At 68.4% G+C, this 12424-nt stretch carries 12 protein-coding genes; 8 read left to right on the forward strand and 4 right to left on the reverse strand.

Going from position 1 to position 12424, the window contains the following annotated elements:
- Nucleotides 1–76: 76 nt before the first annotated feature.
- From M6D93_RS11730 to M6D93_RS11740, 3 genes are read right to left on the reverse strand one after another with little or no spacing between them, the layout of a single operon-like run.
- Nucleotides 77–1291 (reverse strand): serine hydrolase domain-containing protein, encoded by a 1215-nt coding sequence (locus tag M6D93_RS11730; RefSeq protein WP_249769392.1) that lies wholly within the window; start codon nt 1289–1291, stop codon nt 77–79.
- A 53-nt stretch (nt 1292–1344) separates the two neighbouring features.
- A complete protein-coding gene (locus M6D93_RS11735; RefSeq protein ID WP_249769393.1) occupies nt 1345–1905 on the reverse strand; it encodes a hypothetical protein in 561 nt (186 codons plus the stop codon).
- A gap of 1 nt (nt 1906) precedes the next feature.
- Nucleotides 1907–2263, reverse strand: coding sequence for a PadR family transcriptional regulator (locus M6D93_RS11740; RefSeq protein ID WP_249769394.1), 357 nt, complete (start codon nt 2261–2263; stop codon nt 1907–1909).
- A gap of 134 nt (nt 2264–2397) precedes the next feature.
- Here M6D93_RS11740 and M6D93_RS11745 point away from each other — a divergent pair, with 134 nt between their 5' ends.
- Nucleotides 2398–3807, forward strand: a complete 1410-nt coding sequence (locus tag M6D93_RS11745) for an NAD(P)-binding protein (RefSeq protein ID WP_347343630.1) — start codon at nt 2398–2400, stop codon at nt 3805–3807.
- 84 nt (nt 3808–3891) lie between these two features.
- Here the strand turns inward: M6D93_RS11745 and M6D93_RS11750 are convergent, their stop codons facing one another.
- Nucleotides 3892–4665: a COG4705 family protein gene (locus tag M6D93_RS11750; RefSeq protein WP_347343631.1), complete on the reverse strand. Its 774-nt coding sequence runs from the start codon at nt 4663–4665 to the stop codon at nt 3892–3894.
- Nucleotides 4666–4790: 125 nt separating this feature from the next.
- Between M6D93_RS11750 and M6D93_RS11755 the strand changes: the two genes are divergently transcribed.
- The 7 genes from M6D93_RS11755 to M6D93_RS11785 all read left to right on the forward strand — a co-directional run bounded on the left by M6D93_RS11755 (nt 4791) and on the right by M6D93_RS11785 (nt 12419).
- Nucleotides 4791–5555, forward strand: coding sequence for a hypothetical protein (locus M6D93_RS11755; RefSeq protein WP_249769397.1), 765 nt, complete (start codon nt 4791–4793; stop codon nt 5553–5555).
- Between the two features lie 258 nt (nt 5556–5813).
- On the forward strand, nt 5814–6623 hold the full coding sequence (locus M6D93_RS11760) for a hypothetical protein (RefSeq protein WP_249769399.1): 810 nt from the start codon (nt 5814–5816) through the stop codon (nt 6621–6623).
- Nucleotides 6624–6762: 139 nt separating this feature from the next.
- Complete coding sequence (locus M6D93_RS11765) at nt 6763–7359, forward strand: dihydrofolate reductase family protein (RefSeq protein ID WP_249769401.1); 597 nt, start codon at nt 6763–6765, stop codon at nt 7357–7359.
- A gap of 105 nt (nt 7360–7464) precedes the next feature.
- The gene (locus M6D93_RS11770; RefSeq protein ID WP_249769403.1) at nt 7465–8232 is read left to right on the forward strand and encodes a DeoR/GlpR family DNA-binding transcription regulator; all 768 of its coding nucleotides are present in this window, start codon (nt 7465–7467) and stop codon (nt 8230–8232) included.
- Between the two features lie 91 nt (nt 8233–8323).
- On the forward strand, nt 8324–9763 hold the full coding sequence (locus tag M6D93_RS11775) for an FGGY family carbohydrate kinase (RefSeq protein WP_249769405.1): 1440 nt from the start codon (nt 8324–8326) through the stop codon (nt 9761–9763).
- Nucleotides 9760–11163, forward strand: a complete 1404-nt coding sequence (locus M6D93_RS11780) for an NAD(P)/FAD-dependent oxidoreductase (protein WP_249769407.1) — start codon at nt 9760–9762, stop codon at nt 11161–11163. The genes M6D93_RS11775 and M6D93_RS11780 overlap by 4 nt, the downstream gene beginning before the upstream one ends.
- Nucleotides 11160–12419: an NAD(P)/FAD-dependent oxidoreductase gene (locus tag M6D93_RS11785; RefSeq protein ID WP_249769409.1), complete on the forward strand. Its 1260-nt coding sequence runs from the start codon at nt 11160–11162 to the stop codon at nt 12417–12419. Before M6D93_RS11780 ends, M6D93_RS11785 begins: the two co-directional genes overlap by 4 nt.
- The last annotated feature ends 5 nt before the right edge of the window (nt 12420–12424 follow it).

A 12424-nucleotide genomic window follows, 5' to 3' on the forward strand; every position in this document is an offset into this window, starting at 1 on the left:
GAGCACTGCCAGGGTTCGTCCGAGTGCACGACATCCCAATAGCGCTCAGCGATCCGCTCCGGAGCGAACGGCCCGGTCAGTCGGCCGCGGCGGTGAGGTGGGCGCTGATGGCGTCGAACATCTGCAGGGTTGCCCTGCCCTTCTCGTCGTCGATCGGGGCCGCCCAGCTGGAAACCTTCACCCCGACCGTGCCCGTGGCCCGGTTGATGTAAACCATTTGCCCGTGAATTCCCAGACAGAGGGCGACGTCGCGGTTGGCGCTGGGAAACCAGAAATTGCTGCGGTACATGCCGCCGGGCATATCGTTGTCGTCGGGGCTCGCGGCGAACGCAGCGGCGGAGTCGGAGCCGCCGGTGAAGATGTCGCTCACCCACTCGGCCGGCACAACACGCTCGCCGGTCAGAGACATTCCGTCTCCGAGGATCATCGCCCCAAACCGTGCCAGGTCGCCCAGCGTGGCGCAGATCCCGCCGTCGAACATGCCGGTGCCGTCTGAGTCGACGCACAGGTAGGCGTCGTAACGCGCCCCGAGCCGTGACCAGACAAGGTCCGACAGGAGCTGATGGAAACGCTGGCCCGCTGCCGCTTCACAAACCCAGCCGAGGACGTCCGTCTCGCAGCTGCGGTATAGGAACGCACCCCCGTGCGGGCGGTTCTGTTTCAGGGTCGGCAGAAACTCCTTCATCGTGCGGGGGGATCCCTCGCCGCGCGGGGGTGCCCAGCCAACTGCGGCATCCAACCGGGCTACCTCGGAGTCGGGATCGAGGTATCGCTCGGAAAACTCGATCCCGCTGCGCATGTCGAGCAGATGTCGCACGCGAGCACCGGCGTATCCGCTGTCGCGCAGTTCGGGGACGTAGGAGGTCACCTGTGCCTCCGGGTCGATCAACCGTTGCCCTACCAGCGAGCCGGCCACGGTCGACACGAGCGACTTGCTCACCGACATCAGCAGGTGCCTCGTCCCCGGCTCCATCCCACCGAAGTACTGCTCGGTGACGACGTCGTTTCCGTACACGACCATCCAGGCGTCGGTGTTGGTCGCGGCGACGATCTCTGCCGCGGTGGACGATGACCCGCCCGCCAACGGAACTCTCAGCGCACCGAGGGCAACGGGGCGAGACCGCAGCTCGACACCTGCGGCCGGACCTCGGCGGACGTCGACCGTGGGGAACACATCGGCCATGTGTTGAAACGACCAGCCCAGCACATCGGGGTCCAACCAGTTCGCGGCGGTTATCGGTCGTGGCGGTCGGCCAGGGCTGCGCGCGGGCAACGTGGGCGGCAGGGACATGTCGAGCTCCTCGGTGGGATCGGGTGCGTCGGCGGTTGTCTTGCCGGGTCCGCTCACTCGGTCCTGGCCGATCGGTGCCGGCCAGGGATCACGCGCCACAGTCGCCCGACGAGGATCGTGGCCGTCAGCCACAGCACCCAGGCCAGCGGTGTCCAGGCACCGCCGCGCCAATCGCCGTGCCCGTCGGTGAAGTGATACGTGACCTCGCTCTGCAGGTACGCGATGCCGCTCCACGCATAGGATCCGGACGCGTGCGGGTTCGCGGCCGTGATGCCACGGGCGAAAGCGTTGGCCGCCTCGCCGAGCAGCGACGTCCCGATCAGCTGAGCGGTCAGCAGGAACAGCGCGGCGCTGTAGTAAGCGGGCCGAGGGGCGATCCCGAATTGAGCCGTGCGGTACTCCTCCGCCAGTTCGCGGCTGTTGCCGAGTCCCCGAAGGGCAGCCGTCGTACCGACGTCGGTCGCTGCGGTGAGCAGGTTCTGCCGGACTTCGTGCCGATGGGCGATCCGGGATCTGCGTGGCAGGTCGTAGAGGCGTTGATCGAGCGTCCAGACGAGTCGTTCGATGCGCAGGCGGTCTATCCAGCTGATAGCCAAGGACCGAGCAGTGTCCATGTCACACTCCTTTACCGGGTCGGGTCGGCAGTGGTTGCTCCAGTACGCCCGAGACGACGTCCACGAGGTCAAGCCAACTGCCCGTTGCTTCAATCAGCGCGTCGTAGCCGGTCGGCGTGACGCGGTAATACTTGCGCGCCGGTCCCGCATCCGACGCCACCAGTCTGGAGATCAGCCATCGTTCCCGCTCCAGCCGGGCCAGCGCGGGATAGACGGTGCCTTCGAGCACACTGTCGAGCCCGTGGGCGTGCAGCCGCTGCACCACCTCGTAGCCGTAGGACTCGCGTTCGGCCAGAAGGCGGAGCAGCAGCAGCGTCAGAACACCTTTGAGCAATTGCGGGTCATGGCGGGAAGGCACGTTACAAGGTTATGCTTGGTACTGTAGATAGTCAAGTAGTCTGATCGCTAAGCCCTTCGGCGACGAATGCCCCGGCGTGCGTGCCGACACAGTGGTTGACCCCGTCAGCGAATCCGCTCAGGATGACGTGCGTGGTGACGCAGGTGGTGGAGGCGGACTATCTCGTCGTCGGCGCCGGTGCGGCGGGCATGGCCTTCACCGACGCCCTGATCACCAATGCGGACGTCAGCGTCGCTGTCGTGGACCGGCGCCACAGCGTGGGTGGTCACTGGCTGACCGCCTATCCCTTCGTGCGCCTGCACCAGGCGTCGGCGTTCTACGGCGTGGCCTCCACTCTGCTCGGAGCCGGCAGGGTCCAGGACGACGGCCCGGAGGCGGGGCTGCAGGAGCGCGCCACAGCACCCGAGATCTGCGCGTACTACGCACGAGTGCTGACGACGCGCATGCTTGCCTCTGGAAAGGTGCGCTTCTTCCCGAACTGCGAATACACCGGTGATCGGCAGTTCGTCTCACGCGTGTCGGGCCGACGGTATGAGGTCGAAGGTCGCTGCCGACTCGTCGATGCCCATTACCTCTCGCCGCACACACCGGCCGACACTCCCCCGCCGTTCGGAGTGGGCGAAGGCGGACATGTCGTCGCCGTCAACGAACTGATCAACCTCGGCGAGGCGCCATCGCTGTACGTGGTCGTCGGTGCGGGCAAGACCGCCACGGACGCGTGCATCTGGCTGCTGTCCAACGGGGTTGACCCGGATTCCATCTGCTGGGTGCGGCCGCGGGACCCATGGATGCTCAACCGTGCCGTCGTACAGCCCGATCCGGCCATCTTCATGGGAATGGCCGCAGACATCTTTGCTGCCGCCGCCCGGGCATCATCTGCCGACGACTTGTTCCTGCGCCTGGAAGCGGACGGGGTGATGATCCGCATCGACAGGTCGGTCACTCCCACTATGGCCAAGACCCCCACGCTTGCCACCTGGGAACTCGACCTGTTGCGCAGCATCACGAACGTGGTCCGGCTGGGGCACATTCGTTGGGTCGAGCCAGGAAGGTTGCTGTTCGACCACGGCACGATCGACCTTCCACCGGGCGCGCTCGTCGTGCATTGCGCCGCATCGGGGCTTCGCCGGCGACCTCTCGTGCCGATCTGGCGCAGCGACATGATCACCTTGCAGCTCATCAGGGCCGGCTTCCCGTGCTTCGCGGCCGCGCTCGCCGGCTACGTCGAGGCAACCCGTGACGAGGACGTCGAGAAGAATCGGTTGTGCCCGCCATCGCCGTACTCGAACTCGGCGCGATCGTGGGCCCGGATGCAGCTGCTCGGCGCCAGGGCAGCGATGGCATTCGCGACCGAGGCCGACATCAAGGCCTGGGCTGACCAGGTGCCACTCAACCCGGCCCGCATCGCCGCGGACACGGTGGTTACCCCCGGCCTGACCGGCGCGCTGGATCGCTATCGCCACAACCTCACGCCAGGGTTGGTGCGCCTGGCTCAACTCGCAGGCGAGCCAGCCACGGATCGACCGCCGGGGACCTGTGCCTAGGACACGGGGCGAACCCGCTCCGTATCGAGAACGCGCGGGTCGAGAACGCGTTGGTCAGGAACGCGCGGGTCAGGAACACGCGGGTCAGGAGCGCGCGGGTCGAGAACGCGCGGGTCGAGAGGCGGTGACCGTCAGGTAGGCAACCGAGATGACGATCAGCAGGGCCAGGGCGAGGCTCACCGGTCCTGGGCCGAGGTTCAGCCCGCCACGCCGATGGGAAACCCCTAGCCAGTCGGCGAACGATGCACCGAGGGGCCGGGTCAGCACGTAGGCGAACCAGAAACCGAAGATCGGGTTCAGGCCGAACCTCCAGTAGCCGATCGCGGGGATGAGGATGATGGCGGCGAACAACAGGCCTGAGGAGAAGTAGCCCAGATGCAGGGTGACAGCGCTCAGGTCTCCGGCGGCGGTGCCGAGGGCGAACGTCGCCATGACCGCGGCCCAGTAGAACAACTCTCGCCGCACGGTCCGGATGCTGTGGATCGAGAGGGTTCGCTCGCTCGCGTACCAGAGCGCGAACACAGTCGCGAGGGCCACGACGAAAAACGCACTCGACACGACGTAGGGAACGCCCAGCCCGACGTGAAGCACGTCGGCGGCCATGGTGCCGAACACGCCGACCATCGCCACCGCGAGCCAGTACTTCCAGGGGACGTACCGACGAGCCCCGAATTGCACCGCGAGCGCGGCAACGAACGCGATGAAGCCCGCAATGACCGCAAGCACCGGGGGAAATCGGTGGACGAGATAATCCGACGTGGACTCCCCCATGCCTGTGGTGAGCGCCTTGATGATCCAGAACGCGACGGTCACCTCCGGGACCTTCGAGGCGCCGAGCAGCACGGTCGAGGTCACCATCGGGTCATCGCTGCGCTCATCGGTCGTCACCGCACCATGATGCCAAAGGCTCGAGAGCGAACCGTCGTCTGAGGGCCGTGCCGGACGTTACGTCCAGGTGCATGCCTGACCGTAGAGTTCCGCCCGTGAGGAACCGCGGCGAACACGAGGGCGCGGACCTCGACGGCTACTCGCCGGTCGAGCACCTGACCGAGGTCTTCGACGACCCCGCCGCAGCGGACTACCCGCTGCGTGCAGCGGAGAGACCGGGTCCCACGGTCGCGGGTCATCCACTGTGGCCGGCGGCCGTGGCGGTGATGCTGCTCCTGATCGTTGTGGCCGCCGTAGCGGCACTGGAGCGCCAGCGGTCCGACGACCGGGTTGGCCGGGCATCGGCGACCACGACCTATCCCGGCCCGCAACCGTCAGCCCGGCCGCACGCGACCTTGGTCGCGGTGCAACCGTTCGTGCCTGTGGGCAAGACGAGCGTGAGCACGGACGACAGGTTGCACCGCTTCACGCTCGCAGAGACGTTGACCTATGTCGGCGGTGGCCCCTCGACAGTGAGCGCCACCGTGCACCTGGTCGATTCCTCAGGCCATCCGGTGAGAGCCGACCTGGCGATGCTCACCGCACCGGCGTATCGCGACCAGGTCATCGCCAATCCCGACTTTCACCCGCCTGGCGCGGGCGGTCTGGTTCCCGGGACGACGGTGCTGCTCGTCGTGCGGCAGCGGGTGATGTGCCCTAGATCCACAGGTTCGCTCGTCGAGCCCTCGCTGCAGTTCGGTTACGGCGACGAAGCCGCGCATCAGGTGTTCACCGCGCGCTGGTCTGACCTCGTGGTGCCATCCCTGGCGGGCTACTCCACCATCGTCCACGGGGCGTGCGGAGGCTCGGGGCTCGGTTAGCGTCGGTGCGGGCGTAGGGGCCTGCGCCTTCAGAGCGCGGTGTGCCCGGGTGGAGTGGCGTCCTCGTCGTCGACGGCTGGACGCCAGGCCTGCCTCGTTCGCGAGCCTCTCCACGCGGGTCCTCGACACACCGCAGCGGAATGCGGTTGACGACCTTTACCACCTGACGTAGCTTCGCCGTTAAGTTGATCTGCCGGATTTGTCCATGGATGCCCCGGCCGCAACGGCCCCCACGACGGCTCAACCGACAGGACGCTCATGACGATCCCGTACGCCCCGACCCTCCGCCGAGCAGCAGCCCTCCCGATCGGCCTCGTGCTGGCTTCGCTGGCGATGGCCGGTTGCGGCCACAGCTCCTCGAGTGCAGCCGCGGGCCAGTCGAGCACGAGCTCCAGCGCGAGCGTGGCGCCCGGCGCAAGCTCGTCGTCGACAGCCCCGGCCTACACACCGCTAACCACCACCCAGCTCGCGGCCTTGCTCCCGACAGCGGCCGCGCTGCCCGGCTGGAAAGCAACGCCATCGAGCAGCACCGCGAACGACCCGGCCACCGCCAAGCAGGACGCCGAACTGGCCGCGTGCGTCGGCAGCCCCAACAGCGACACCCTCAAAGTGGCGCAGGCCTCGACACCAGACTTCACCCTGAACCCGTCCGGAGCGTCCCAAGTGATCAGTGCGGACGTCACGAGTTACAAGACGACGGCCGCGGTCACGGCCGACGTCGCCGCCCTGAAGAACTCGCGATACCCGGCGTGCTTCAAGAAGGAACTCGCCGCACATGGCGCGCAACTGTTCGGTGGCGGCTACACCTATGTCAGCTCAACCGTCACCGTCACGCCGGGCACCACCGCCATGGTGGCCGGTCGCATCGATTCGGTGGTGAAACTGAAATCGGCGACCGGCAAACCGCTGGCCTTCGCCGTGACCGAGGTGGCCCTCGTCGGACCCGGGGTCGAGGAATCCGTGACCTTCGTGGCTGCCGGAAAGCCGGTGTCTGCCGCCGTCGCCGCACGCTTCCTGACCCAAGCGGAGAAGAGCCTCGCCAGCGGCACATCGACCGGGGGCGCCTGACTTCAGTCCCCAGCGGGCCAGCGCAGGGTCGCAACAACGAGCACGGGCTTCGCGCAGGCGCCAGACCGGTGAGATTCTGTTCGCGCGGCAGTCTGCCTGGCAGAGCCCGAAGGGGGCGCTGAGATCCGGAGGAGATGCGATGAGCACTGTGGTGATGCACGCCGTGACGTCGGTCGATGGTTACATCGCCGACCAGAACGACGAGGTGGGGCCGCTGTTCGACTGGTACTTCAACGGCGACCAGCCGATCGTCGATGAGTCCTTGGACCAGCAGCACGCGCCCTTTCGCGTCTCGGCCGTCTCGCAGTCCTACGTTCGCCCCTTCTGGGACAGCATCCGCGTGACGATCCAGGGGCGCCACCTGTTCGACCTGACCAACGGTTGGGACGGTCGACCGCCCGCCGGTGAGCACCTCATAGTCGTATCCCACCGGCCCAAACCTGATGGTTGGCACCCCGAGGCCGACGTGCCGTTCTTCGACGACGTGGCGGCCGCGGTGGCGGAGGCGAGGCGGCGTGCCGGCGATGGTGCGGTCGCCGTGTGCGCCGGAGACGTCGGTGGCCAGGCGTTCGCCCTAGGCCTCGTCGATGAAGTGGCCATCGATGTGGTGCCTGTGGTGTTCGGCAAGGGCAAGCGGTATTTCGGCCGGGTCGGCGGTGAGCACCTGCTCGACGATCCCCATGTCGTGATCCAGGGCGAACGGGTGCTGCATCTCCGCTTCAAGGCGCGTCGCTGACCAGGTCGGGTTGACGGCCGAGGCACCCGCCGGTCGTTGACACCATCCCTCGGCCGTCCAATACTTTCCACATCGTTACGCACGTATCCACAGAAGTGGGCATCGATGTTGGTCGTTGAACGGCACGACCGGATCCGTGAGTTGGTCGACACTCGGCGCGTCATCAGCACCGACGATCTCGCCCAGGTACTCGCCGTCTCCGCCGAGACGGTGCGTCGTGACCTGTTGCTGCTCGATGGCCAGGGTCTACTGCGTCGCGTCCACGGCGGGGCTATGGCGTGCGCCGCACACGTCGGGGTCGAGCCCCCGTTCGCGGACCGAGAAACCCTTGCCTCGTCGGCCAAATCCGTAATCGGTACGTTCGCCGCCGGGCTAGTGACATCAGGGCAGACCGTGGTTTTCGACGTCGGGACGACCGCCGCCGCGGCGGCCCGCTCACTGCCGGCATCCTTCGTAGGCACAGTGGCCACCTGCTCACTGCTCGTGGCGGCGCAGTTGGCCGAGCGGCCTTCGGTAGAGGTGCTCATCTGCGGTGGCCGGGTCCGTCGCGGTGATCTCGCCGTCTCCAACGCCCAGGCCCTGTCGTTCTTCGCGGACCTGCACGCCGATGTCGCCTTCCTCGGGTGCGGCGGCGTCGATGCCGAAGCTGGCCTGACGGACTTCTACCCCGATGAGGTCGCGACGCGGCGGGTCATCCTGGCCAACTCCGCGCTGAGCTACGTGCTGGCCGATTCGAGCAAGCTGTCCCGCGTCGCACCGCACCGGGTCTGCGGACTCGATCAGCTGAGCGCCGTGATCACCGACCGGCGACCGCCGGTGGCTCTGCAGCGGGCCGCCGAGCGCGCGGGCGCCAGGATCCACACGGCCGCGTGAGCCGATCGCCCGCCGGATCGCAGCCGGATCGCGCGCCCGCTCACAGCAGGGTGAATCCGTGCGGATCACCACAGCCCGGAAATGAGACCTCATGACCGCTCAGGCGATCCTGGCAATCGACCAGGGAACGTCGGGGACGAAGGCGATCGTCGTCGACCCGGACGACGGCGTCGTCGCCGTCGCCGAGGAGCCGGTACAGCCGGTCTACCTTCCCGGCGGAGGCGTGGAGCAGGACCCGGACGAACTGCTGTCCTCCGTCCTGGCCGCCGGCCGGCGCGCTGTCGCCGCGGCGGGCCGGCCGGTGGCTGCGGTATCCCTGGCCAACCAGGGGGAAACCGTCTTGGCGTGGGACCGTCGAAACGGCCGGCCGCTGTCGAGGGCCATCGTCTGGCAGGACCGTCGCGCCGAGGGCCTGGTCGCCGAGCTCGCGAGCTCGGGCGGTTGGGTCACCGAACGAACCGGTCTCGTACTGGATCCCTACTTCTCGGCCCCCAAGATGGCGTGGCTGCGCCGCAACGTGACAACCGAGGGCGTCGTCACGACAACCGACAGCTGGCTGGTGCATCACCTGTGCGGTGAGTTCGTGACCGATGTATCGACGGCCAGCCGCTCGCTGCTGGCCGGACTCGACAGCGGCGCTTGGGACCCGGAACTGTGCGCCCTGTTCGGCTGGCAACACGAGCCCCTGCCGCGAATAGTCGCCTGTGACGAGGTCGTCGGCAGCACGACGGCCTTCGGGACCGAAGTGCCGGTCGCGGGACTGGTCGTCGACCAGCAGGCCGCGCTGCTGGCGGAGGGGTGCGTCGAACCCGGCGCGGCCAAGTGCACCTTCGGCACCGGTGCTTTCCTGCTCGCGAACACCGGCACGACCGCGGTGCGATCGGGCTCCGGCCTGACCAGCTCAGTGGCCTGGCGGGCTCGTGGGCAGCTGACGTACTGCCTGGACGGCCAGGTGTACACCGCAGCGTCGGCCGTCCGGTGGCTGCAGGACCTCGGACTCATCGGCGGGCCGGAGGACCTCGACCGGCTCGCCGCCGACGACGCGGGCGGGGTGCTCTGCGTGCCGGCGCTGGCCGGCCTCGCGGCACCCTGGTGGCGATCGGATGCAACAGCCGTGTTGAGCGGGATGACGCTGGCCACTCGTCCTGGGCACCTCATCCTCGCTGTGCTGCAGGGAATCGCAGCTCAGGTCGCCGAGCTGGCCGCGCTCGTCGACGACGAGACGGGCGAGCCCCTGTCCCGGCTGCGCGTCGACGGCGGCCTGACCAGATGCCGGACCCTGATGCAGTCCGTGGCCGATGTGTTGCAGCTCCCGCTCGATGTCTACCCCTCGCCGCATGCGACCGCCCTCGGCGCCGCGACGCTGGCAAGGTTGGCCCTCACGCCGCGGCTCGGCGTTGCCGACGCCATCACAGCGTGGGAACCGACGCACAGCTTCGAGCCCCGCTGGAGCGCCGATCAGGCGTGGGACTTCCGCGGCCGTTGGCGTTCGGCCGTGACGATCGCCCTGGGCTCGGAGACGCGTCGATGACGCTCGGCCACGGCAACGACTACGACGTCGCGGTCATCGGCGCCGGCCTGGTGGGGGCGGCCATCGCACGCCAGTTACTCGGCTTCGAGCTGGCCGTAGCCATCATCGAGGCGCGCGATGATGTGGGGGACGGAACCAGCAAGGCGAATACCGCCATCCTGCACACCGGTTTCGACGCCACTCCCGGGACCCTGGAGTCGCGGCTCGTCCGGCGTGGGTACGAACTGCTCGGCGCCTACGCGACCGAGACCGGCATCCCGGTCGAGCACACCGGCGCCCTCCTCGTCGCCTGGACGGCAGAGGAGCTCGACTCGTTACCCGCGCTTGCGGACAAGGCGGTCCGCAACGGTTACGAACGCTGCGAGATCGTCGACGCGGACTATGTGTACCGGCACGTACCGGCGCTCGGGCCAGGCGCCCTCGGTGCGCTGACCGTCCCTGACGAGTCGATCATCTGCACCTGGACCGCGACCCTGGCCCTGGCCACTGATGCCCGCCTGCGGGGCGCCGAACTGCTGCTGGGCCACCGCGTCACCGCGGTCACGCCCGGCTCCCCCACGACCACGCTGCACACCACCGCGGGCGATGTCCGCGCTCGCTGGGTGATCAACGCCGCAGGCCTGGGGGCCGACCACATCGACGCCCAGTTCGGCTACGACCGCTTCACCGTCACGCCGCGGCGAGGCGAACTTCTGGTGTTCGACAAGCTTGCTCGCCCGCTGGTGAACAAGATCGTGCTGCCGGTGCCTTCGAAACTCGGCAAGGGAGTGCTCGTCAGCCCGACCATCTACGGCAACGTGATGCTCGGCCCGACCGCGGAGGACCTCACCGACCGCACCGCGACCGCGACGTCCGAGGCAGGGTTGGCGTTCTTGCTGTCCAAGGGCGAACGGCTGATGCCCAGGCTGCTCCGTGAGGAGGTGACCGCCAGTTATGCCGGCCTGCGGGCCGCGATCGACCACGGCGACTACCTGATCGAGTCCGATCCCGAGCAGCGATACGTGCTCGTCGGCGGCATCCGCTCAACCGGGCTGACCTCGTCGATGGCGGTGGCCGAGCACGTGAGCGACCTGATTCACGAAGCCGGCCTGGTCTTGATACCGCGGCAGCAGCTGCCCGCGCCGCCGCGGATGCCCAATCTCGGCGAAGCCTTTCCTCGGCCGTACCAGGACGATGACCGGATCGCCGCTGACCCCGCCTACGGCAGCATTGTCTGCTTCTGCGAGCGCGTCACCCTCGGCGAGCTCCGCGATGCCTTCCGCTCCCTGATCCCGCCCACCGGTCTCGACGGGCTACGTAGGCGCACGAGAGTCATGAACGGCCGCTGCCAGGGTTTCTTCTGCGGTGCCGAGGTCGCGGCCCTGCTGGAACGGCGAGGCCGCGACGAGGCCCACCCATGACGCCGTCCCAGCGCCCCGTCGACATGCGGCCGGACGTCCTCGTCATCGGCGCCGGCCCGGCAGGGCTCACGGCGGCCGCCGACCTCGCCGGCACCACCGCCGGCGAGGTCCTGGTGCTGGACCGCGAGGAAAACGCCGGCGGCATCCCCCGGCACAGTGACCATCTCGGCTACGGGGTGCGAGACCTTCATCGGATGCTGACCGGGCCTGATTACGCGCGCCGTCTTGTCGACGCGGCCACCGCCGCAGGCGCAACGATCCGCACGCGAGCGATGGTGACCGGGTGGGACGCGGACGGCAGCGCCGAGGTGACCACCCCGACCGGACGGCTCCTGGTGCGCGCGAAAGCAACCGTCCTCGCCACCGGCGCCCGGGAACGTCCGCGCTCGGCCCGGCTGGTTCCCGGTGACCGTCCGCGCGGTGTCCTGACCACCGGCCAGCTGCAGAACCTCGTACACCTGCATCATGCCGACCCAGGCCACCGCGCCGTGGTCGTCGGCGGCGAACTGGTCAGCTGGTCGGCGGTCCTCACCCTGCGCGAAGCCGGTTGCCGGACTGTTCTCCTCACGACCGAATACCCGTCACCGGAGTCGTATGCGGTGTTCAATCTCGCGGGCAGGCTCGCGCTGCGCACACCGGTCGCCACTGGCACCCGTGTCGTCGACATCATCGGCGAGGGCCGAGTGCGCGCGGTGGTGGTGGAAAGCATCGAGACCGGACAGCGTCGCACCGTCGAATGCGACACCGTCGTGTTCACCGGTGACTGGATCCCCGACCATGAGCTGGCCCGCCTGGGCGGCCTGGAACTCGACACCCACACTCGTGGACCGCGGGTCGACACCGCGTTACGGACGAGTCGGCCCGGTTTCTTCGCCGCCGGCAACCTCGTTCATCCCGTGGACACCGCCGATATCTCGGCGCTGGACGGTCGGCACGTGGCCGCCGGGGTCCGTGCCTACCTGGAGGGCGCACGGCCATCCGGACCCGCCGCGCTGATTCTGGCGGACAAGCCGTTCCGCTGGATCGCCCCTAACGTTCTCCGTCCCGACGATCCCGCTCCCCCGCGCGGCCGCCTGCTGCTGTGGACCGATGAACTGGTCCGGCGGCCACACATCAGCGTGCGGCAGAACGGTTACGAACTCGCTCATGCGCGCCTGCGGTGGCCGGCCTCCCCCGGCCGCGTGGTGCGGGTGCCGTCGTCGCTGCTGGACGGAATCGACCCGGCCGCCGGGGATGTCACGGTCGGCCTGCGCTGACCGGC

Origin of the sequence: Jatrophihabitans telluris (genome assembly GCF_023516435.1) — a bacterium.
GTDB classification, from domain to species: domain Bacteria; phylum Actinomycetota; class Actinomycetes; order Mycobacteriales; family Jatrophihabitantaceae; genus Jatrophihabitans_A; species Jatrophihabitans_A telluris.

Excerpts from the sequence above, each read along its gene's own strand:
- M6D93_RS11775 (WP_249769405.1), top strand. The coding sequence starts at position 8,324 with ATGACCGCTCAGGCGATCCTGGCAATCGACCAGGGAACGTCGGGGACG.
- M6D93_RS11780 (WP_249769407.1), top strand. The coding sequence starts at position 9,760 with ATGACGCTCGGCCACGGCAACGACTACGACGTCGCGGTCATCGGCGCC.
- M6D93_RS11760 (WP_249769399.1), top strand. The coding sequence starts at position 5,814 with ATGACGATCCCGTACGCCCCGACCCTCCGCCGAGCAGCAGCCCTCCCG.
- M6D93_RS11735 (WP_249769393.1), bottom strand. The coding sequence starts at position 1,905 with ATGGACACTGCTCGGTCCTTGGCTATCAGCTGGATAGACCGCCTGCGC.
- M6D93_RS11770 (WP_249769403.1), top strand. The coding sequence starts at position 7,465 with ATGTTGGTCGTTGAACGGCACGACCGGATCCGTGAGTTGGTCGACACT.
- M6D93_RS11785 (WP_249769409.1), top strand. The coding sequence starts at position 11,160 with ATGACGCCGTCCCAGCGCCCCGTCGACATGCGGCCGGACGTCCTCGTC.
- M6D93_RS11750 (WP_347343631.1), bottom strand. The coding sequence starts at position 4,665 with ATGGTGACCTCGACCGTGCTGCTCGGCGCCTCGAAGGTCCCGGAGGTG.
- M6D93_RS11730 (WP_249769392.1), bottom strand. The coding sequence starts at position 1,291 with ATGTCCCTGCCGCCCACGTTGCCCGCGCGCAGCCCTGGCCGACCGCCA.
- M6D93_RS11765 (WP_249769401.1), top strand. The coding sequence starts at position 6,763 with ATGAGCACTGTGGTGATGCACGCCGTGACGTCGGTCGATGGTTACATC.